The sequence below is a fragment of the Thauera sp. DNT-1 genome (assembly GCF_055393985.1).
On record NZ_AP043752.1, the window covers coordinates 3,537,827 to 3,556,712 of the forward strand.

At 69.6% G+C, this 18,886-nt stretch carries 21 protein-coding genes; 17 read left to right on the forward strand and 4 right to left on the reverse strand.

The window, feature by feature from the left end:
* Window positions 1-2 precede the first annotated feature (2 nt).
* Genes ACZ5PP_RS16325 through nqrF form a run of 5 tightly spaced genes read left to right on the forward strand, consistent with a single transcriptional unit; the run spans window position 3 to window position 4,512 of the window.
* On the forward strand, window positions 3-1,217 hold the full coding sequence (locus ACZ5PP_RS16325; protein WP_464826300.1) for an NADH:ubiquinone reductase (Na(+)-transporting) subunit B: 1,215 nt from the start codon (window positions 3-5) through the stop codon (window positions 1,215-1,217).
* The gene (locus ACZ5PP_RS16330) at window positions 1,207-1,992 is read left to right on the forward strand and encodes a Na(+)-translocating NADH-quinone reductase subunit C (RefSeq protein WP_012584651.1); all 786 of its coding nucleotides are present in this window, start codon (window positions 1,207-1,209) and stop codon (window positions 1,990-1,992) included. Before ACZ5PP_RS16325 ends, ACZ5PP_RS16330 begins: the two co-directional genes overlap by 11 nt.
* 2 nt (window positions 1,993-1,994) lie before the next feature.
* Window positions 1,995-2,663: an NADH:ubiquinone reductase (Na(+)-transporting) subunit D gene (locus ACZ5PP_RS16335; protein ID WP_004300940.1), complete on the forward strand. Its 669-nt coding sequence runs from the start codon at window positions 1,995-1,997 to the stop codon at window positions 2,661-2,663.
* Window position 2,664: 1 nt separating this feature from the next.
* Entirely contained in the window at window positions 2,665-3,273 is a 609-nt protein-coding gene (gene nqrE, locus ACZ5PP_RS16340) for an NADH:ubiquinone reductase (Na(+)-transporting) subunit E (protein WP_004300942.1), read from the forward strand.
* A gap of 15 nt (window positions 3,274-3,288) precedes the next feature.
* Window positions 3,289-4,512, forward strand: a complete 1,224-nt coding sequence (gene nqrF / locus ACZ5PP_RS16345) for an NADH:ubiquinone reductase (Na(+)-transporting) subunit F (protein WP_004300944.1) — start codon at window positions 3,289-3,291, stop codon at window positions 4,510-4,512.
* A gap of 141 nt (window positions 4,513-4,653) precedes the next feature.
* Here the strand turns inward: nqrF and ACZ5PP_RS16350 are convergent, their stop codons facing one another.
* A complete protein-coding gene (locus ACZ5PP_RS16350) occupies window positions 4,654-5,433 on the reverse strand; it encodes a YdcF family protein (protein ID WP_004300946.1) in 780 nt (259 codons plus the stop codon).
* A 164-nt stretch (window positions 5,434-5,597) separates the two neighbouring features.
* Here ACZ5PP_RS16350 and ACZ5PP_RS16355 point away from each other — a divergent pair, with 164 nt between their 5' ends.
* The 10 genes from ACZ5PP_RS16355 (at window position 5,598) to ACZ5PP_RS16400 (ending at window position 14,781) form a co-directional block, all read left to right on the forward strand.
* Entirely contained in the window at window positions 5,598-6,206 is a 609-nt protein-coding gene (locus ACZ5PP_RS16355; RefSeq protein ID WP_004300947.1) for a DUF2802 domain-containing protein, read from the forward strand.
* A complete protein-coding gene (locus ACZ5PP_RS16360) occupies window positions 6,203-6,868 on the forward strand; it encodes an SPOR domain-containing protein (protein WP_464826301.1) in 666 nt (221 codons plus the stop codon). The genes ACZ5PP_RS16355 and ACZ5PP_RS16360 overlap by 4 nt, the downstream gene beginning before the upstream one ends.
* Before the next feature lie 74 nt (window positions 6,869-6,942).
* Complete coding sequence (gene fliW / locus ACZ5PP_RS16365) at window positions 6,943-7,380, forward strand: flagellar assembly protein FliW (protein WP_004326451.1); 438 nt, start codon at window positions 6,943-6,945, stop codon at window positions 7,378-7,380.
* A gap of 81 nt (window positions 7,381-7,461) precedes the next feature.
* Window positions 7,462-7,842, forward strand: a complete 381-nt coding sequence (locus ACZ5PP_RS16370; protein ID WP_004326450.1) for a RidA family protein — start codon at window positions 7,462-7,464, stop codon at window positions 7,840-7,842.
* A 163-nt stretch (window positions 7,843-8,005) separates the two neighbouring features.
* On the forward strand, window positions 8,006-10,060 hold the full coding sequence (gene recG, locus ACZ5PP_RS16375) for an ATP-dependent DNA helicase RecG (protein ID WP_464826302.1): 2,055 nt from the start codon (window positions 8,006-8,008) through the stop codon (window positions 10,058-10,060).
* A 277-nt stretch (window positions 10,061-10,337) separates the two neighbouring features.
* The gene (locus ACZ5PP_RS16380; protein WP_464826303.1) at window positions 10,338-10,931 is read left to right on the forward strand and encodes a chorismate--pyruvate lyase family protein; all 594 of its coding nucleotides are present in this window, start codon (window positions 10,338-10,340) and stop codon (window positions 10,929-10,931) included.
* Window positions 10,928-11,806, forward strand: coding sequence for a 4-hydroxybenzoate octaprenyltransferase (gene ubiA, locus ACZ5PP_RS16385; protein WP_012584657.1), 879 nt, complete (start codon window positions 10,928-10,930; stop codon window positions 11,804-11,806). Before ACZ5PP_RS16380 ends, ubiA begins: the two co-directional genes overlap by 4 nt.
* A 47-nt stretch (window positions 11,807-11,853) precedes the next feature.
* On the forward strand, window positions 11,854-12,678 hold the full coding sequence (gene pyrF / locus ACZ5PP_RS16390; protein ID WP_004299508.1) for an orotidine-5'-phosphate decarboxylase: 825 nt from the start codon (window positions 11,854-11,856) through the stop codon (window positions 12,676-12,678).
* A gap of 87 nt (window positions 12,679-12,765) precedes the next feature.
* Window positions 12,766-14,256, forward strand: coding sequence for a 4-hydroxy-3-polyprenylbenzoate decarboxylase (gene ubiD, locus ACZ5PP_RS16395; RefSeq protein ID WP_004299506.1), 1,491 nt, complete (start codon window positions 12,766-12,768; stop codon window positions 14,254-14,256).
* Between the two features lie 111 nt (window positions 14,257-14,367).
* Window positions 14,368-14,781, forward strand: coding sequence for a DUF4870 family protein (locus ACZ5PP_RS16400; RefSeq protein ID WP_004299505.1), 414 nt, complete (start codon window positions 14,368-14,370; stop codon window positions 14,779-14,781).
* Window positions 14,782-14,954: 173 nt separating this feature from the next.
* Here the strand turns inward: ACZ5PP_RS16400 and dacB are convergent, their stop codons facing one another.
* A complete protein-coding gene (gene dacB, locus ACZ5PP_RS16405; RefSeq protein ID WP_004299504.1) occupies window positions 14,955-16,388 on the reverse strand; it encodes a D-alanyl-D-alanine carboxypeptidase/D-alanyl-D-alanine endopeptidase in 1,434 nt (477 codons plus the stop codon).
* A gap of 143 nt (window positions 16,389-16,531) precedes the next feature.
* Between dacB and ACZ5PP_RS16410 the strand changes: the two genes are divergently transcribed.
* A complete protein-coding gene (locus ACZ5PP_RS16410) occupies window positions 16,532-16,882 on the forward strand; it encodes a hypothetical protein (RefSeq protein ID WP_004299503.1) in 351 nt (116 codons plus the stop codon).
* 94 nt (window positions 16,883-16,976) lie between these two features.
* Here ACZ5PP_RS16410 and lysA read toward each other — a convergent pair whose 3' ends face one another.
* Window positions 16,977-18,248 carry a diaminopimelate decarboxylase gene (lysA, locus tag ACZ5PP_RS16415; protein ID WP_273422245.1) on the reverse strand — a complete coding sequence of 424 codons (1,272 nt, stop codon included), beginning with the start codon at window positions 18,246-18,248 and terminating at the stop codon, window positions 16,977-16,979.
* Window positions 18,245-18,412 carry an LPS translocon maturation chaperone LptM gene (lptM, locus tag ACZ5PP_RS16420; RefSeq protein WP_004299501.1) on the reverse strand — a complete coding sequence of 56 codons (168 nt, stop codon included), beginning with the start codon at window positions 18,410-18,412 and terminating at the stop codon, window positions 18,245-18,247. The genes lysA and lptM overlap by 4 nt, the downstream gene beginning before the upstream one ends.
* An 87-nt stretch (window positions 18,413-18,499) precedes the next feature.
* On the opposite strand from lptM, the gene cyaY reads away from it, so the two are divergent.
* Window positions 18,500-18,826, forward strand: coding sequence for an iron donor protein CyaY (gene cyaY, locus ACZ5PP_RS16425; RefSeq protein WP_273422249.1), 327 nt, complete (start codon window positions 18,500-18,502; stop codon window positions 18,824-18,826).
* The last annotated feature ends 60 nt before the right edge of the window (window positions 18,827-18,886 follow it).

Sequence of the window (18,886 nt, forward strand, 5' to 3'; positions counted from 1 at the left end):
GCATGAGTCTGCGCTCCTGGCTCGACAGCATCGAGCATCATTTCGAGAAGGGCGGCAAGTACGAGAAGTACTACGCCTTGTACGAGGCCGTGGACACCGCGCTCTACAAGCCGCCCCTGGTCACCCGCAACACCGCCCATGTGCGCGATGGTCTCGACCTCAAGCGCATGATGATCACGGTGTGGCTGTGCACCTTCCCGGCGATGTTCTTCGGCATGTGGAACGTCGGCTACCAGGCCAACACCATCCTCGCCGGCAGCGCCGAGCTGATGGCGGCGCAGGAAGGCTGGCGCATCGGCCTCATCGGCGCGTTCGCCGGCTTCGATCCGGGCAGCTTGTGGGACAACTTCATCCACGGCGCGGCCTATTTCCTGCCGATCTACCTGACGACCTTCATCGTCGGCGGATTCTGGGAGGTCCTGTTCGCGTCGATCCGCAAGCACGAGGTCAACGAAGGCTTCTTCGTCACCTCGGTGCTGTTCGCGTTGACCCTGCCGCCCGACACTCCGCTCTGGCAGGTGGCGCTCGGCATCAGCTTCGGCGTGGTGATCGCCAAGGAAGTTTTCGGGGGGACCGGGAAGAACTTCCTCAACCCCGCGCTCGCCGGCCGCGCCTTCCTTTACTTCGCCTATCCTGCCGAGATGTCGGGCGACGCGGTGTGGACCGCGGTCGACGGCTTCACCGGGGCCACCATGCTGTCTCTCGGCGCTGCCGGCGGGATCGAGGCGGTGGCCGGCGCCGGCATCGACTGGATGAGCGCCTTCCTCGGCACGGTGCATGGCTCGATCGGCGAGACCAGCACGCTCGCCATCCTGATCGGCGGTGCGGTGCTGCTGGTGATGAAGATCGCCTCGTGGCGCATCGTCTCCGGCGTCATGCTGGGCATGGTCGCCACCAGCCTGATGTTCAACGCGATCGGCTCCGACACCAACCCGATGTTCGCCGTGCCCTGGCACTGGCACCTGGTGATGGGCGGCTTCGCCTTCGGCATGATGTTCATGGCCACCGATCCGGTGTCGGCCTCGATGACCAACACCGGCAAATGGATCTTCGGTGCGGTGGTGGGGATCATGACCGTGCTGGTGCGCGTGGTGAACCCCGCCTTCCCCGAAGGCATCATGCTCGCCATCCTGTTCGGCAACCTTTGTGCGCCGCTGATCGACCACTTCGTGGTCACGGCCAACATCAAGCGGAGGCTTGCGCGCAATGTCCAATAGAGAATCCACAAGCCGAACGCTGATGGTGGCGCTCGCGGTCAGTCTGGTGAGCTCGGTCTTCGTCGCCGGCGCGGCGGTGTCGCTGAAGCCGGTGCAGGTGGAAAACCGCCTGCTCGACAAGCAGCGCAGCATCCTTTCGATTGCCGGCCTGGGCGATGCCGAGATGTCTTCGCGCGAGGTCAAGGATCTCTTCGCCGGGCGCATCAAGGCGCGCGTGGTCGATCTGCAGACCGGCGAATACACCGACGCCCACGATGCCCAGCTTTTCGACCCGCTCAAGGCTGCGCGCGATCCCAAGCTCTCCGACGCCCTCGACGGCGAGGAAGACATCGCGCTGATCAAGCGCCGCGAGCGCTTCACCACGGTCTACATGGTGGAGAAGGACGGCAAGCTCGAATCGCTGATCCTGCCGGTGCGCGGCTACGGCCTGTGGTCCACGCTGCATGGCTTCGTCGCCTTGAAGGGCGACCTCAACACCGTGGTCGGCCTCGGCTTCTACCAGCACGCCGAGACACCGGGCCTCGGCGGCGAGGTCGACAACCCGAAGTGGAAGGCGCTGTGGCCCGGCAAGGTGCTGTTCGACGCGCAAGGCAAGCCCGCGATCCACATCGTCAAGGGCGGGGTCGATCCGGCCAGCCCCGACGCGAAGCACCAGGTCGACGGCCTCGCCGGTGCCACGCTGACCAGCAACGGCGTCGACCGGCTGCTCCAGTTCTGGCTCGGCGAACAGGGCTTCGGCCCCTATCTCGCCAAACTCCGCACCCAGGGGGTCTGATCATGTCCAAGCCCACCGTCAAGGAAGTCCTCCTCAACCCCATCCTCAACAACAACCCGATCGCGCTGCAGATCCTCGGCATCTGCTCGGCGCTCGCGGTCACCTCCAACCTCAAGACCGCGGTCGTGATGTCGATCGCGCTGACCCTGGTGACGGCGTGCTCGAGCATGTTCATCTCGATGATCCGCAGCCAGATCCCGAGCTCGATCCGCATGATCGTGCAGATGGTGATCATCGCCTCGCTGGTCATCGTGGTGGACCAGCTCCTGCGCGCCTACGCCTTCAGCCTGTCCAAGCAGCTTTCGGTGTTCGTCGGCCTGATCATCACCAACTGCATCGTGATGGGCCGTGCGGAAGCCTTCGCGATGCAGAACCCGCCGCTGCTGTCCTTCATGGACGGCATCGGCAACGGTCTCGGCTACAGCGCGATGCTGATCACGCTCGGCGTGATCCGCGAGCTCTTCGGTGCCGGCAAGCTGTTCGGCATCGAGATCATCGCGCTCGCCAAGGACGGCGGCTGGTACGTGCCCAACGGGCTGCTGCTGCTGCCGCCCTCGGCCTTCTTCCTGATCGGCCTGATCATCTGGGGCCTGCGCACCTGGAAGAAGGAGCAGGTCGAGAAGCCTGCCTTCCGGATGGCGCCGCAGGTCGTGGAAAAGGAGGCCTACTGAAATGGAACACCTCATCAGCCTGTTCGTGCGCTCCGTGTTCATCGAGAACATGGCGCTGTCCTTCTTCCTCGGCATGTGCTCGTTCATCGCGATCTCCAAGAAGGTCGAGACCGCGATCGGCCTGGGCGTGGCGGTCGTCGTCGTGCAGGCGATCACCGTGCCGGCCAACAACCTGATGTACAACCTGCTGCTGCGCGAAGGCGCGCTGGCGTGGGCGGGGCTGCCGGAGGTCGACCTGTCCTTCCTCGGCCTGCTGTCCTACATCGGCGTGATCGCGGCGATCGTGCAGATCCTCGAGATGCTGCTCGACAAGTACATGCCCAGCCTCTACAACGCGCTCGGCATCTTCCTGCCGCTGATCACGGTCAACTGCGTGATCATGGCCGGCTCGCTGTTCATGGTCGAACGCGACTACACGCTTGCTGAAAGCGCGGTGTATGGCGTGGGCTCGGGCGCATCCTGGGCGCTGGCGATCGCGCTGCTCGCCGGCATCCGCGAGAAGCTCAAGTACAGCGACGTGCCCGAGGGCCTGCAGGGCCTGGGCATCACCTTCATCACCATCGGCCTGATGTCGCTCGGCTTCATGTCGTTCTCGGGCGTGCAGCTCTAAGGAGACCGTGCAACGATGAATACCGAAATCATCCTCGGCATCGGGATGTTCACCGCCATCGTGCTCGCACTGGCCGTGTTCATCATCGCTGCCCGCTCCAAGCTGGTTTCGTCGGGCGACGTCACCATCGACATCAACGGCGAGAAGAAGATCGTCGTCCCCGCCGGCGGCAAGCTGCTGCAGACGCTCGCCGGCAACGGTCTCTTCCTGCCCTCGGCCTGCGGCGGCGGCGGCACCTGCGCGCAGTGCAAGTGCGTGGTCATGGAAGGCGGCGGCTCGATGCTGCCCACGGAGGAGTCCCACTTCACCAAGCGCGACGCCAAGGAAGGCTGGCGTCTGTCCTGCCAGACCCCGGTCAAGCAGGACATGAAGATCGAGGTCCCGGAAGAGGTCTTCGGGGTCAAGAAGTGGGAGTGCACCGTCGAGTCCAACCCCAACGTCGCCACCTTCATCAAGGAGCTCACCCTGCGCCTGCCCGAAGGGGAGGACGTGCACTTCCGCGCCGGCGGCTACGTGCAGCTCGAGTGCCCGCCCCACGTGGTCAATTACAAGGACTTCGACATCCAGGACGAGTACCGCGGCGACTGGGACAAGTTCAACCTGTGGCGCTTCGTCTCCAAGGTCGACGAGACCACGATCCGCGCCTACTCGATGGCGAACTACCCCGACGAAAAGGGTGTGGTGAAGTTCAACATCCGCGTGGCTTCGCCCCCGCCGGGGCGCGACGATGTCCCGCCCGGCAAGATGTCGTCCTGGGTGTTCAACCTCAAGAAGGGCGACAAGGTCACGGTGTACGGTCCCTTCGGCGAGTTTTTCGCGCGCGACACCGACCACGAGATGGTCTTCGTCGGCGGCGGCGCGGGCATGGCGCCGATGCGCTCGCACATCTTCGACCAGCTCAAGCGTCTGCACAGCAAGCGCAAGATCAGCTTCTGGTACGGCGCGCGCTCGATGCGCGAGGCCTTCTACGTCGAGGAGTTTGACAAGCTCGCTGCCGAGAACCCCAACTTCAAGTGGCACCTCGCGCTCTCCGACCCGCTGCCCGAGGATAACTGGACCGGCTACACCGGCTTCATCCACAACGTGCTGTACGAGAACTACCTCAAGGACCACCCGGCCCCCGAAGACTGCGAGTTCTACATGTGCGGTCCCCCGATGATGAACGCCGCGGTGATCAAGCTGCTGCTCGACCTCGGTGTCGAGCGCGAGAACATCATGCTCGACGACTTCGGCGGCTGAAGGCTGCCGCATCCGCGACCGCACCCGCCCGCGCATCCGCCTTCAGAGACGGGCGCGGGTTTTTTCATGAACGGCGAGACGGTCTGCCGGTGCCCTGCGGTACGACGGGGCGGTCGTCGTGTTCTGACCTCCCCGCAGGTCTCAGCGCGACCAGCGGTAGGCGAGCCGGCCCAGCAGCTCGTGCAGCGCGAACCAGGCCGCGTAGGCGGTGTTCTGGCTTGGCGCGAAAGGCAGGGGCTGGGCGTCGCCGGGGCTGTCGCCGCCGCCCAGCCAGGCCGTCGGAGCCGGGATCACGTCGAGTCCGGCGGCCTCGAACTCGGGGCGCGCGCGCTCCATGTGCATCGCGTGGGTCACCAGCAGGATCCGCTTCACCCCCGCAGCCTGCAGATGAACCGCCGAGAAACGTGCGTTCTCGCGCGTGTCGCGCGAGGCCGATTCCACCCAGCGCGGCGGCACGCCGTATTCGTCGCGCAGCAAGGCCTCCATCAGGTAGGCCTCGGGGGTGTCGCCGGCCGGTGCGCCGCCGCTCACCAGCACCGGCAGCCGGGTCTCGCGTGCGAGCGCGGCAGCGTAGCGCAGGCGCTCGAGCGCGAGCCGGTTGACCGTCTCGCCGCCGAACTCGGGCGCGTGCGTGCGCTTGCCGGCGCCGAGCACCACGATCGCCTGCGCCTCGCGCGCCCGCGCGCGATCGAGCATCTGCGGATATTCGACGCGCGCCACCAGCCACCCCACGCTCGGCGGGAAGATCAGCAGCAGGTTCAGCGCCACGCCCGCCCACGCGAGCGCCAGGCCGAGCCGAGGCCGTCGGCGCAGGGTGATCAGGCCGATCACGATCGGCAGCAGCGGCAGCACCGGTGGCAGCGCGAGCACTGCGACCAGCTTCTTGAGCCAGAAGAGCAGGGTGTCGGGGTCGAGTTCCATGGTCGGTCGGGGCGGGTTTGGCGGCGGCTGCCGCGGCCAAGTATTATCGGTGCATCGAGCCTCTGTTGCCCTCATGCGCCCTCTCCTGAACTCCCGCCGTCGCCCGCTGCGAGATCGCTGCCGATTCCGCGTGGGTGACCGTGCCTCGTGGAGGATCGCCGCTCATGCGTGAGGCCTTGTGGTCGCTGGCCCTGTTGCTGGCGGCCTATGCCGCGTTCGAGTTCCTGCGCGCGCTGCGCCTGCCGCGCGAAGGGGCGTCCGGGCTTGCCGTCGGGCCGCAGCCCGTCACGGGGACGCGGACGGCGGCGGCCGCGGCAGCCCACGACGCGAGAGATGACGAGGACGACGACTTCCTCGCCTACGCACCCTTGCCTTCCTCCGTTTCCTCCGCGGCGCCTGCAGGCGCTGCGCCTTCCGCCCCCACCTCCGCTCCTGCCGCCTCTTCCGGCGCCGCCGAGGCCGAGGCGGCCGCCGCAGCGCGCTTCGAGCTCGAGCTCGAGAACTCCCGGCTGCGCCAGGCACTGCAGGCGCAGCGGGACCTGGTGGCGCTGCAGCAGACCGAGATCGATCGTCTGGTGGAGGACATCGCCGCGTTGCGCGACGAACTGGACGCCCAGGCGTCGTCCGTCGCCAGCTCGCCCGAATACTCCGAAGCCATGGTGCTCGCCAGGCAGGGGCTTAACGCCGAGATGATCGCCGTGCGCTGCGGCATCACCCTCGCCGAGGCCGAACTGGTCCTCGCACTCGGGCGCGGTGCGGAAGGGCACGGATGAAGCTGCCGCGCTTTCCGGCCACCCGCTCCGCGCTGCCGCGCGGCTCGCCGCGGCGCGCAGCGCTGCTCCGCGCAGCCGCGGCGCTGGCCGCCGCTCTCGTGCTGTTGGTGCTCGGGCTGCTCGACCGCGACCGTCCGGTGCCGTCGCGCGCGGGCGCTGGCGCGACGGTTGGTGGGGCGGCGCCCGGCGCTGCGGCCTCGACTCCTCCTGCCATGCCCGCGAACCCGCTGCCGGCGGCCGGAAAGCCCGGCCCCGGTGCGCCAGCGTACGAGGCCGCCGTGCCGCTCACGGCCGGGGCCGGGCAGGGGGCTGCATGCGCGCCCCCATCCGCGCCCCCACCCTCCTGCCCGACTCCGCCACCTGCGCCGGCATGCACTCCGCTTCCGGTTCCCACCGCAAAGCTCGATGGTGTCCTGCTTCCCCGTGCCGCCGTGGCGCCCGCCGGCTCCGGCTATCTTGTCCAGCTCGGCGTCTTCGCCGCCCCCGACAACGCGCTGCGCATCTACCAGCAGGCCGCAGCCGCGGGGCAGCCGGCGCACATCCAGAGCCGGGTGGTGCTCGGTCCTTTCGTCGACCGCGAGGCCGCCGAGCGTGCGCGCAAGCGGCTGCAGGCGGCGGGCGCCGGGCCTGGCGTGTTGATCCCCCCAGAACGCCCGCGTTGAGCGGACGTGAAGCGTGTCACGGCGGGTCCGCCGTGCCTCGGATGATGATGTTTTTTTGAAGCGAGGTTCCAGTCATGCAGATCAAGAGTCCGCTGTTCGGCAGCGCCGAGATTGCCGAAGACAAGATCATCGAGTTTCCCAAGGGCCTGCCCGGCTTCGAGGAGTGCCGCCGCTTCACCCTGCTGCACGAGGAAGGACGCGAGGCGCATGTGTTCCTGCTGCAGAGCGTGGACGAGCCCGATGTCGCCTTCTCGGTGACCGCGCCCGAGCGCCTCGGCGTTCACCTGGAATTCCCGCTGAGCGACGAGGAAGTCGCGATGCTGCGCCTGCGCACGCCCGAGGATGCCGCGGTCGCGGTGATCGTGCGCAAGGACGAAGGCGAAAGCCCGGCTGGCACCGGCCTGCGCGCCAATTTCATGGCGCCGCTGGTCATCAACACCGGCGAGCGTGTCGGCTTGCAGAAACTGATCGATCGCCTCGGCTGCGAGATCACCCTGCGCGCCGGCGGCTGAGCCGCCCGGGTGCCCTGCGGGCGGCATGTCCGCCCGCGCCCGCGGGTACAATGCCGGCTTTCCCCAAGCAGAGGCAAAACCATGGCCCGTCAGATCATCTCCACCCCCAAGGCACCCGCCGCCATCGGCCCCTATTCGCAGGCGGTAAAGGTCGGCAACCAGGTCTTCCTCTCCGGCCAGATCGGTCTCGACCCCGTCACCATGGAAATGGTCGAGGGCGTCGAGGCGCAGGCGCGTCGCGTGTTCGACAACCTCGCCGCGGTGGCCGAGGCGGCCGGCGGCTCCTTCGCCGACGTGGTCAAGATCACCATCTATCTCACCGACCTGGCCAACTTCGGCGTGGTCAACGAGATCATGAAGTCCTGCTTCGCCGAGCCCTATCCGGCACGTGCCACCGTCGGCGTGCGCGAGCTGCCGCGCGGCGCGCTGGTCGAGGCGGATCTGGTGCTCGTGCTCGGCTGAGGCCTGCAAGGGGCAAGGCACGAGGTGTGAAACGTAAGGGGCGGGGCGCTCGGAGCGCTGCCTCCTTGGCCTACCGCTTCGGTGTCCCGGTCGCGTGCCGGCCGATGAACGGCGGGCGCGCGAGACCTGTTGCCCCTTTCCTCCTTCCGAGAAGGATCGACGATTGAACGCGACGCAGCCGCCGCGCGGCTGGCCGGGGGTCGGGGCGCAGCTGGCGGGGCGGCTGGCCAGGCTCGACCTGCGCGGGCCACGCGATGTCCTGCTCCACCTGCCGCTGCGCTACGAGGACGAGACCCGGCTGACCCCGATTGCCCGGTTGCGCCCCGGCTTTCCCGCCCAGGTCGAGGGCGAGGTGCTCGGTAGCGAGGTGGTGCTGCGTCCGCGCCGCCAGCTGGTGGCGCGGATCGCCGACGACAGCGGCACCCTGGTGGCGCGCTGGCTCAACTTCTACCCCTCGCAGCAGAAACCGCTCGCGCCGGGCGGGCGCGTGCGCCTGTTCGGCGAGGCGCGCGGCGGCTTCTTCGGGCTCGAGATGGTGCATCCGCGCCTGCGCGCCGTGGCGCCCGGCGAGGCGCTGCCCGATGCGCTCACCCCGGTCTATCCCACCACCGCCGGCGTCGGCCAGATCACCCTGCGCAAGCTGGTCGCACAGGCGCTGCAGAGCGAGCCGCTCGACGAACTGCTGCCGGCCGCCTGGCTGCACCGCCTGGGGCTGCCCGGCTTCGCCGAGGCCTTGCATGCGCTGCACCATCCCGCGCCCGACGCCGACCCCTTCGCGCTCGAGCAGCGCGAGCATCCCGCCTGGCAGCGCATGAAGTTCGAGGAGCTGCTGGTGCAGCAGCTCTCGCTGCGCCGCGCCTGGCTCGCGCGCCGTGCCCAGGCGGCGGTGGCGCTGCCGGCGCGCGCCCTGCTGACCGCGGCTTTGCTCGAATCGCTGCCTTTCCGTCCCACGGGGGCGCAGGCGCGGGTGGGCGCGGAGATCGCCGCCGACCTCGCGGCGCCGCATCCGATGCAGCGCCTGCTGCAGGGCGATGTCGGCTCGGGCAAGACCCTGGTCGCCGCGCTGGCGATGCTGCAGGCGGCCGAGAACGGGTGGCAGGCGGCGATGATGGCGCCCACCGAGATCCTCGCAGAGCAGCACTGGAAGAAGCTCTCGGCCTGGCTGGAGCCCCTGGGCATCGGCGTCGCCTGGCTGTCGGGCAGCCGCAGGAAGCGCGCGCGCGAGGCCGAGCTCGCCCGCCTGGCGAGCGGCGAGGTGCTGCTCGCGGTCGGCACCCATGCGCTCATCGAGGACCCGGTGACGCTGCCGCGGCTGGCGCTCGTGGTGGTCGACGAGCAGCACCGCTTCGGCGTGCGCCAGCGCCTGGCGCTGCGCGAGAAGGGCGAGGGCGGGCGGCGGCCGCACATGCTGATGATGTCGGCGACGCCGATCCCGCGCACGCTGGCGATGACCCACTACGCCGATCTCGACGTGTCGGTGCTCGACGAGCTGCCGCCCGGGCGCACGCCGATCCGCACCCGCCTGGTCTCCGACGTGCGTCGTGACGAGGTCGTCGCGCGCGTGCGCGCGGCCTGTCTGGAGGGCCGCCAGGCCTACTGGGTGTGCCCGCTGATCGAGGAGTCCGAGGCGCTGCAACTGCAGACCGCGCAGGACACCTTCGCGACGCTGGTCGAGGCGCTCCCCGAGCTGCGCGTGGGCCTGGTGCACGGCCGCCTCAGGAACGAGGAGAAATCCGCCACCATGGCCGCCTTCTCCGCCGGCGCGCTCGATCTGCTGGTGGCCACCACGGTGATCGAGGTCGGGGTGGATGTGCCCAACGCCAGCCTGATGGTGATCGAGCACGCCGAGCGCTTCGGGCTCGCCCAGCTGCACCAGCTGCGCGGCCGGGTGGGGCGCGGCACGGCGGAGTCGGTATGCATCCTGATCTACGCCCAGCCGTTGTCGCAGACCGGCCGCGAGCGCCTCAAGGTGATCTACGAGAACACCGACGGCTTCGCGATCGCGCGCGAGGACCTGCGCATCCGCGGTCCGGGCGAATTCGTCGGCGCGCGCCAGAGCGGCGTGCCCCTGCTGCGCTACGCCGATCTCGAACTCGACGCCGGGCTGGCCGAGCCCGCGCGCGAGCTCGCCGAGCACCTGCTCGCCCACGACCCCGCCGCCGCCAACGCGCTGATGCGGCGCTGGCTGGGCGGGCGCGAAGCCTTGCTGCGCGCATGATGGGCTGGCGAGTGCTGTCGGTGCCCTGTGGCACTTTTCGCCGCGCATCGGGTGGAGAACGGCAGATCGCGACTTGCGTCGCTCCCACGGAAAACCCGGAGCGCCCGGTGTGGGACGCAGGAGCACCGCAAGTCGCGATTGCTGCCGCCCGGACGCACCGCATCTCCCGTGGGAGCGACGCAAGTCGCGATTGCTGCCGTCCGGACGCCCCTCGCGTGCCCTTGCGTTGCAAGCGGCCTGCTCCTGCACGAAGAAACCGAAACCCGCTCCTGACCCGATGCGCCCCCTGACCGCCTTCCCCCTGCACACCGGCCCGCGCCACGAGACCTGGCTCGCCCATCCGCCGCGCGTCTTGCTCCCGTCCGCGCTGCTGCCCTGGCTGAAGGATGCCGGCTCGCTCACCGCGCGCATCCGCGCGCGCTGCACCCGCTTCGAGGTGCGCGTGCTGTGCCAGCGCCTCGCCCACGTGCGGCGCGACGAGGCGTGGCTGCTCGGCCTGCGCGTCGGCGAGCTGGCCTGGCTGCGCGAGGTGCTGCTGGTGGCAGACGGCCGTCCGGTGGTGTTCGCGCGCTCGCTGCTGCCCCGCCGCAACCTGCGCGGGGCGTGGAACCTCTTCCACGGCATCGGCGCCCGCCCGCTCGGCGCGGCGCTGTTCTCCGACCCGGCGATCGCGCGCCTGCCGCTCGCCTGCAGGCGTCTGGACGGGCGCGATGCGCGGTATCATCGCGCGGCCGCGGCGCTCGCCCGCCAGTCCCGCGCGCCGGCACTGCCGCGCGCGCTGTGGGCGCGGCGCTCGGTCTTCCTGCTGCGGGGCCGCGCGCTGATGGTGAGCGAGGCCTTCCTCCCCGCAATCCTGGAACTGCGCAAATGACCCCCGCCATGAGCCTGAGCGACAAGCTTCCCCACTATGCCCGCCTGATGCGGATCGACAAGCCGATCGGCACCCTGCTGCTGCTGTGGCCCACGCTGTGGGCGCTGTGGATTGCCGCGGCAGGCTGGCCGCCGCTGCACATCCTGGTGATCTTCATCGTCGGCACCTTCCTGATGCGCTCCGCCGGCTGCGTCATCAACGACTACGCCGACCGCGACTTCGACGGCCACGTCGAGCGCACCCGCACTCGCCCGCTCGCCACCGGCGTGGTCAGCCCCGGCGAGGCGCTCGCGCTCGCCGCCGCGCTGTCGGCGGCCGCCTTCGTCCTCGTGCTGCCGCTCAACACCCTCACCATCCTGCTCTCGGTGCCCGCGCTGCTGCTCGCCGGCAGCTATCCCTTCACCAAGCGCTTCTTCGCGATCCCGCAGGCCTACCTCGGCATCGCCTTCGGCTTCGGCATCCCGATGGCCTTCGCCGCCGTCACCGGCACGGTGCCGGCGACCGGCTGGCTGATGCTGCTGGCCAACATCTTCTGGGCTGTCGCCTACGACACCGAATACGCGATGGTCGATCGCCCGGACGACCTCAAGATCGGCATCAAGACTTCGGCGATCACCTTCGGCCGCCACGACGTGCTGGCGGTCATGCTGTGCTACGCCGCCACTTTCGTGCTGCTCACCGTCGTCGGCGCGCTCGCCGGGCTGGGCTTCGCCTGGTACGCAGGCCTGGTCGTCGCCTGCGCCATCGCGGGCTACCACTACACCCTGATCCGCGCGCGCGACCGCGCCGACTGCTTCAAGGCCTTCCGCCACAACAACTGGGTCGGCGGCGCGATCTTCGCCGGCCTCTTCATCGACCTCCTGCTGCGCGCTTGAGCCCTGTCGGCGCGCGGCGCGCTCTGCCTCACACCGGACCGATCCCCATGCACTTCATGACCGCCCTCCGCGCCGCCTGGCAGCAGCGCGACAGCCTGCTCTGTGTCGGCCTCGACCCCGACCCCGCTAGGTTCCCCGCCCACCTGCAGGGGCGCTCCGACGCCATCCTCCGGTTCTGCACGCAGATCGTCGACGCCACCGCCGACCTGGTGTGCTGCTTCAAGCCGCAGATCGCCTACTTCGCCGCGCACCGCGCCGAGGATCAGCTCGAGGCGCTGGTCGAGCACATCCACGCCCGCCATCCCGGCACCCCGGTCGTCCTCGACGCCAAGCGCGGCGACATCGGCAGCACCGCCGAGCAGTACGCCATCGAGGCCTTCGAGCGCTTCAAGGCCGACGCCATCACGGTCAATCCCTACATGGGCCGCGACTCGGTCGATCCCTACCTGGCCTACCCCGACAAGGGCGTGATCCTGCTCTGCCGCACCTCCAACCCGGGCGGTTCGGACCTGCAGTTTCTGGAGGTCGATACGTCGAAGGGCCGCATGAAGCTGTATGAACACGTCGCGCGCACCGTCGCCGAGGACTGGAACGCCAGCGGCAACTGCGCGCTCGTCGTCGGCGCCACCTTCCCGGCCGAGATCGCACGCGTGCGTGCGCTCGTCGGCGAGCTGCCGCTGCTGGTGCCGGGCATCGGCGCCCAGGGCGGCGACATCGCCGCGACCCTGGCGGCGGGGCGCACGGAGAACGGCACCGGGCTGATGATCAATTCCTCGCGCGCGGTGCTGTATGCGGGGAAGGGGGAAGACTTCGCGGAAGCGGCGCGGAGGGTGGCGGAGGAGACGCGGGACGCGATCAATGCGTACCGCTGATCGAGTCCGATCGCTCGCGGCGGCAACTTACCGGCGGCGGGTGCGTCAACGCCGGCCGCTGCTTCGCACCCATCACGAGACGCACGAATGAAATACGACGACCTCCGCGACTTCCTCGCCCAGCTCGAAGCCCGTGGCGAGCTCCGGCGCATCAAGACCCCCGTCGACACCCACCTCGAGATGACCGAGATCGCCGACCGCGTGCTGCGCGCCGGCGGGCCGGCGCTGCTGTTCGAGAGGCCGGTGACCAGGGGCGTGGCGCAGGCGATCCCCGTGCTCGCCAACCTCTTCGGCACGCCGCAGCGGGTGGCGATGGGCATGGGGGAGGAGGTCGCCGACGGCGACTGGAGCACGCCCCTGCGCGAGGTCGGCAAGCTGCTCGCCTATCTCAAGGAGCCCGAGCCGCCCAAGGGGCTGAAGGACGCCTGGGACAAGCTGCCGGTGCTGAAGCAGGTGCTCAACATGGCGCCCAAGGAGGTGCGCTCCGCGCCCTGCCAGCAGGTGGTGTGGTCGGGCGACGAGGTCGACCTGGCGAAGCTGCCGATCCAGCACTGCTGGCCGGGCGACGCCGCGCCGCTGATCACCTGGGGCCTGGTGGTGACGCGCGGGCCGCACAAGAAGCGCCAGAACCTGGGCATCTACCGCCAGCAGGTGATCGGCCGCAACCGGGTGATCATGCGCTGGCTGGCGCACCGGGGCGGGGCGATCGACTTCCTCGAGCACCAGCGCGCGCATCCGGGCGAGCCTTTCCCGGTCGCGGTGGTGCTGGGCTGCGATCCGGCGACCATCCTCGGCGCGGTGACGCCGGTGCCCGATTCGCTCTCGGAGTACCAGTTCGCCGGCCTCCTGCGCGGTGCCAAGACCGAGCTGGTGAAATGTCTCGGCAGCGACCTGCAGGTGCCGGCGTCGGCCGAGATCGTGCTCGAGGGCGCGATTCACCCGGGCGACATGGCGCCCGAAGGCCCCTATGGCGACCACACCGGCTACTACAACGAGGTCTCCGATTTCCCGGTGTTCACGATCGAGCGCATCACCATGCGGCGCGATCCGATCTATCACAGCACCTACACCGGCAAGCCGCCCGACGAACCGGCGATGCTCGGCGTCGCCCTGAACGAGGTCTTCGTGCCGCTGCTGCAGAAGCAGTTCACCGAGATCGTCGACTTCTACCTGCCCCCGGAGGGCTGCTCGTATCGCCTGGCGGTGGTCAGCATCCGCAAGCAGTACCCGGGCCACGCCAAGCGGGTGATGTTCGGCATCTGGAGCTTCCTGCGCCAGTTCATGTACACCAAGTTCATCATCGTGGTGGACGAGGATGTGAACATCCGCGACTGGAAGGAGGTGATCTGGGCGCTCACGACGCGCATGGACGCCACGCGCGACACCACGCTGGTCGACAACACGCCGATCGACTATCTCGACTTCGCCAGTCCGGTGGCGGGGCTGGGCAGCAAGATGGGGCTGGACGCGACCAACAAGTGGCCGGGCGAGACCAGCCGCGAGTGGGGGACGCCGATCGTGATGGATGCGGCCGTGAAGGCGAAGGTGGATGCGATGTGGGGCGAGCTGGGGCTGTAGGCTTACGTTTTGTTGTTGCACTGCAGCCGAACACCCGGCATGGTCCGCGGTCGAAGCCCTCGTCATGCGCTGCGGATGTCCCCGGCGCGGGCTTCCGTTCGAGGAAAGTCGATGAACAGTCCCTACCCCGCCCCGCTCGAGGCCGGCCAGCCGTCCGAGAACATGGTCACCGTCACCCACCTGGTGTATGCGCTGCATGCCTTCGCGGTGTTCTCGGCGGTGGTGGGCTCGGCCACCATCATCTTCAGCTTCGTGGCCAGCCTGCCCTCGATCGCTGCGGTGATCCTGAACTACTGGAATCAGAATGCGGTGCGGGGTACCTGGCTGGAGAGCCACTTCCGCTGGCAGATCCGCACCTTCTGGTTCGCGGTGCTGTGGATCGCGGTGTCGGTGCTGATGGTGGTGACCATCATCGGCGTGCCCTTCGCGCTCGCGCTGCTGTTGATCGCCGGGCTGTGGATCCTCTACCGCGTGGTGCGCGGGTGGTGGAACCTGATGCAGCGGCAGACGATGCCGATGGCGTGACGTCGCGATGGAGGAGTCGTGGCTGGCGCGAGCCAGCGGGCGCCTGTGCTTGCCGCAGCGCTTGCCGGAGCGCCGCATTCGCGGCTTGCGCCGCTCCTACAGGAGCCGCGGTGCTTCCTGACCCGCAGGAGCGCCGGAAGGCGCGAATGCGGCGCCGCCGTTGCGCGTGGGCCTCATTCCCCGCCGCTCCATAGCCACTCCAGCAGGGCGTCCTGCGCCGCGGCGCTGGCAGCGGCCTCGGGGTGGTTGACCATCATCACCACCGCGTGGCGTTGGCCATTGCGGTCGAGCAGGTAGCCGGCCATCGCGCGCACGCCATTGAGCGTGCCGGTCTTGATGTGGGCCTGGCCGCGTGCGGGGCTGTCGCCGAGGCGGCGGCGGGCGGTGCCGTCGACGCCCGCCACCGGCAGGGCGGCGATGAACTCCGGCATCCACGGCCGCTGCCAGGCGGCCAGCAGCAGCATTCCCAGGCTGTCGGCGCGGATGCGCTCGATCCGCGACAGCCCCGAGCCGTTCTCGATCACCAGCCCGTCGGTGTCGATGCCGGCGGCGGCCAGCGTCGCGGCGGCCGCGCGTGCGCCCGCGGTCACCATGTCCTCGGTCGCGTCCTCGCGCAGGCTCACCCGGCCCAGCGTGGCAAGCAGCTGGCGCGCGATCACATTGCTCGACCACTTGTTCATGTCGCGCACCACGTCCGCGAGTGGATCCGAGTCATCGGAGAACAGTTCTTCCGCCCCGGTCGGCAGGCGGCCTTCGCGCACCGTCCCGCCCAGGTGTCCGCCGACCTCGCTCCACAACGCGGCGACCAGTGCGCTGCCGAATTCGGCTGGCGGCAGCGGCGCGGCGCTCCAGGTGCGCGGGCCGCAGGCGGCGGGCAGGCTGCCGCTCAGTACCAGGCGGCGACCGGGTTCGACCACGGCCTGCAGGTCCTGGTACCAGCTGCCGCAAGGGGCGTCCGAGGTGAGGACGCGGTTGTCGATGACGAGGCCGGCGAGCGGCGGCTCGGCGGCCAGGGCGACCGGCGCGTTGGCCGCCTTGCCCGGGGTCAGGCCGAGCAGCAGGGTGTTGTATTGCAGCAACAGGCCGTACGGACCGCTGTTGTAGGGGCGCACGCCGCGGCCATCGAAGGCGTCGGGGTCGTGCGGCGGCAGGCGCAGCACCGAGGCGTCGAGCACGATGTCGCCCGCCACGCGCTCGATGCCGAGCGCGCGCAAGCGGCGCAGCACCTTCCACAGGCGGTCGTAGCCCAGTACCGGATCGGCGCCGCCGACGAGGTAGAGGTTGCCTTCCAGCACCCCGGCATGGATCGGGCCGTCGCGGGCGATGCGGGTCGTCCAGGTGTGGGCGGGGCCGAGGCGTTCGAGCGCGCTGAAGGCGGTGACGAGCTTCATCACCGATGCCGGATTCATCGGTGCGGTGGCGTTGATTGCGAGCGCGGGCGTGGCGTGGTCCACAGGGCGGGTCCAGAGGCTCACCGCCTCTGCCGGGATACGCGCGCTGTCGAGTGCAAGGCGCACCCCGGGCGGCAGGCCGGCGACGCCGGCGTGGGTGATCGGGGCCAGCAGCAGGCCGGCGATGAATAGCGCGCAAAGGGAAGGATTCTTCATGGGCAGCACAGGGATCCTGATCGAGTGCAGGCGGGCGAGGCGCTAGAATGCGCCCTTCGCCGGCGCAGCTGCGCGGCGGTTTCCATTCGGAGCGGCACACCCGCCGCGCATCTGCAGTCACGCGGCAGGCATACACGGGAAAGATGAGCGGATTCGGACACTACACGCGCACCGCGGATGAACTGGAGCGTGAAATCGTCAAGCGCGGCATCGCGATCGGCATCGACTGGGACGACGCGTCGAGGATGCGCGAGCTGGCACACCGTGCGCTGACTTGCACGCCCGCCTGCATGATGAAGCTGCTGCGCAGCCCGGTGCGCCAGGACAAGCTCACCGGCGAGCTCTTCGCGCTCTCCGAGCTGATGCTGCAGAACATGCGCCAGAGCGCCGAGATCGGCTTCGAAACGCACGGCGGACCGGCCTGGAAGGCCTTCGGGCGCGCGCTCAACGAGGAATACGACGCCGGGGCGCGCCCGCCGGTGGCGAGCGCCTGAGGCGGGCCCCATACGCCGAGCAGGTGCGTCGGTCCGATCGCGGGCCGATCGCGGGATCTGCGGCCGTTGCCCTCGCCACCGGGCTCCCGCCGTCTTACCCCGGCGTGCGCTCGCGCGCGAACAGCTCTTCCACCGTCTCACGCTCGCGCACCACGTGCGCGCTGGCGCCGTCGACCAGGATCTCGGCAGCGCGTGGGCGGGTGTTGTAGTTTGAAGCCATGGTCATGCCGTAGGCGCCTGCCGACAGGATCGCGAGCAGGTCGCCCTCGGCCACCGCGAGGCTGCGCGCACGGGCGAGGAAATCGCCGCTCTCGCAGATCGGCCCGACCACGTCGTAGGTGGTGGGGGCGAGGGCGCGCGGCGTGACCTCGACCACCTCGTGCCAGGCGTCGTAGAGCGCGGGGCGGGCGAGGTCGTTCATGGCCGCATCGACGATCGCGAAGTTCTTCGTTTCGCCCGGCTTGAGGTATTCGATGCGGGTCAGCAGCAGACCGGCGTTGCCGACCAGGGAGCGGCCGGGCTCGAAGCAGAGCTCTTCCTCGCGATCCGCAAAGACCTCCAGCAGCGGGGCGAGGTATTCCGCGACCGGTGGTGGGGTCTCGTCGCGATAGCGGATGCCCAGGCCGCCGCCGAGGTCGATGTGTTCCAGCACGATGCCGTCGGCGGCGAGGCCTTCGACCAGGCCGCGCAGCTTCTGTGCGGCCTCGGCGATGGGCGCGCGGTCGAGCAGCTGCGAGCCGATGTGGCAGGCGACGCCGGTGATGCGCAGGTTGGGCAGCGCCGCGGCGCGGCGGTAGAGCGCCGGGGCGTCCGCGAAGGCGACGCCGAACTTGTTGCCCTTGAGGCCGGTGGAGATGTAGGGGTGGGTCTTGGGGTCGACGTCCGGATTCACGCGCAGCGACACCGGCGCGCGCACGCCGAGCTCGCCCGCCACCGCGTCGAGGTGCTCGAGTTCCGCGGCCGACTCGACGTTGAAGCAGCGGATGCCCGCCTGCAGCGCCTGGCGCATCTCGGCGCGGGTCTTGCCGACGCCCGAGAACACCACCTTGTCGGCACGCCCGCCGGCGGCCAGCACGCGCGCGAGCTCGCCGCCCGAGACGATGTCGAAGCCTGCGCCCAGGCGCGCGAACACCGACAGGATGCCGAGGTTGGAGTTGGCCTTGACCGCGTAGCACACCAGCGCCCGGCGCCCGGCGAGCGCGTCCTTCCAGGCCGCGAAGGCGGCCTCGAGCGCGGTGCGCGAGTACACATAGGTAGGGGTGCCGAAGCGCGCGGCGATCTCGGCGAGCGGCAGCTCCTCCAGCCAGAGCGCGCCGTCGCGCGCGGACAGGGTGGGGGCGGGCCAGCGGGAGGCGGGGGCGTTCATTCGAGCGGCGATTCCTTGATCAGATCCTTCGGCACGACGGGTTTGCTATGATCGGCGCCCGCCGGGGGCGCCGAGGCGGTGCCGGGCGCCGGCAGATAGAGCGGGCCCTTGATGCCGCAGGCCGTCAGCAGCGCGCAGGCGAGCGCGATCGCGGGGAATTGCACGCGTAGGGGGACTCGCAACGGGACTCGCTGTGGGACTCGCATCGCCGTTCTTCGCAAAAAACCGGAATGCTAACAGAAGGAATCAGCATGGAAGAGTCTGTGTTCAATGCGCTCGCCGAGGCCGAGCTGGCGCGCATCGAGACGGCCCTGGAGGATTGCGGGGCCGAGCTCGACGTCGAGCCCAAGCCGGGTGGGATCCTCGAGATCGAGTTCGACAACGGCAGCAAGATGATCATCAACCGCCACACCGCGGCGCGCGAGATCTGGGTGGCGGCGAAGTCGGGCGGCTTCCACTTCCGTCCGCTGGACGGGGGCTGGGTCAACACCCGCGATGGTCGCGAGCTGTGGGCGATGCTCGCCGCGCTGGTGGGCGAGCAGTCCGGCGAAGCGGTGAGGCTGCTGCGGCCGAGCTGAGCGGAAGGGGTGCTCCTTCCGGGGCGTCCGATGGCGACTTGCGTCGTTCCTGCACGGCGG

Coding starts and splice junctions, on each gene's coding strand:
- ACZ5PP_RS16325 (WP_464826300.1), top strand. CDS start 3: ATGAGTCTGCGCTCCTGGCTCGACAGCATCGAGCATCATTTCGAGAAG.
- ACZ5PP_RS16330 (WP_012584651.1), top strand. CDS start 1,207: ATGTCCAATAGAGAATCCACAAGCCGAACGCTGATGGTGGCGCTCGCG.
- ACZ5PP_RS16335 (WP_004300940.1), top strand. CDS start 1,995: ATGTCCAAGCCCACCGTCAAGGAAGTCCTCCTCAACCCCATCCTCAAC.
- nqrE (WP_004300942.1), top strand. CDS start 2,665: ATGGAACACCTCATCAGCCTGTTCGTGCGCTCCGTGTTCATCGAGAAC.
- nqrF (WP_004300944.1), top strand. CDS start 3,289: ATGAATACCGAAATCATCCTCGGCATCGGGATGTTCACCGCCATCGTG.
- ACZ5PP_RS16350 (WP_004300946.1), bottom strand. CDS start 5,433: ATGGAACTCGACCCCGACACCCTGCTCTTCTGGCTCAAGAAGCTGGTC.
- ACZ5PP_RS16355 (WP_004300947.1), top strand. CDS start 5,598: ATGCGTGAGGCCTTGTGGTCGCTGGCCCTGTTGCTGGCGGCCTATGCC.
- ACZ5PP_RS16360 (WP_464826301.1), top strand. CDS start 6,203: ATGAAGCTGCCGCGCTTTCCGGCCACCCGCTCCGCGCTGCCGCGCGGC.
- fliW (WP_004326451.1), top strand. CDS start 6,943: ATGCAGATCAAGAGTCCGCTGTTCGGCAGCGCCGAGATTGCCGAAGAC.
- ACZ5PP_RS16370 (WP_004326450.1), top strand. CDS start 7,462: ATGGCCCGTCAGATCATCTCCACCCCCAAGGCACCCGCCGCCATCGGC.
- ACZ5PP_RS16380 (WP_464826303.1), top strand. CDS start 10,338: ATGCGCCCCCTGACCGCCTTCCCCCTGCACACCGGCCCGCGCCACGAG.
- ubiA (WP_012584657.1), top strand. CDS start 10,928: ATGACCCCCGCCATGAGCCTGAGCGACAAGCTTCCCCACTATGCCCGC.
- pyrF (WP_004299508.1), top strand. CDS start 11,854: ATGCACTTCATGACCGCCCTCCGCGCCGCCTGGCAGCAGCGCGACAGC.
- ubiD (WP_004299506.1), top strand. CDS start 12,766: ATGAAATACGACGACCTCCGCGACTTCCTCGCCCAGCTCGAAGCCCGT.
- ACZ5PP_RS16400 (WP_004299505.1), top strand. CDS start 14,368: ATGAACAGTCCCTACCCCGCCCCGCTCGAGGCCGGCCAGCCGTCCGAG.
- dacB (WP_004299504.1), bottom strand. CDS start 16,388: ATGAAGAATCCTTCCCTTTGCGCGCTATTCATCGCCGGCCTGCTGCTG.
- ACZ5PP_RS16410 (WP_004299503.1), top strand. CDS start 16,532: ATGAGCGGATTCGGACACTACACGCGCACCGCGGATGAACTGGAGCGT.
- lysA (WP_273422245.1), bottom strand. CDS start 18,248: ATGAACGCCCCCGCCTCCCGCTGGCCCGCCCCCACCCTGTCCGCGCGC.
- cyaY (WP_273422249.1), top strand. CDS start 18,500: ATGGAAGAGTCTGTGTTCAATGCGCTCGCCGAGGCCGAGCTGGCGCGC.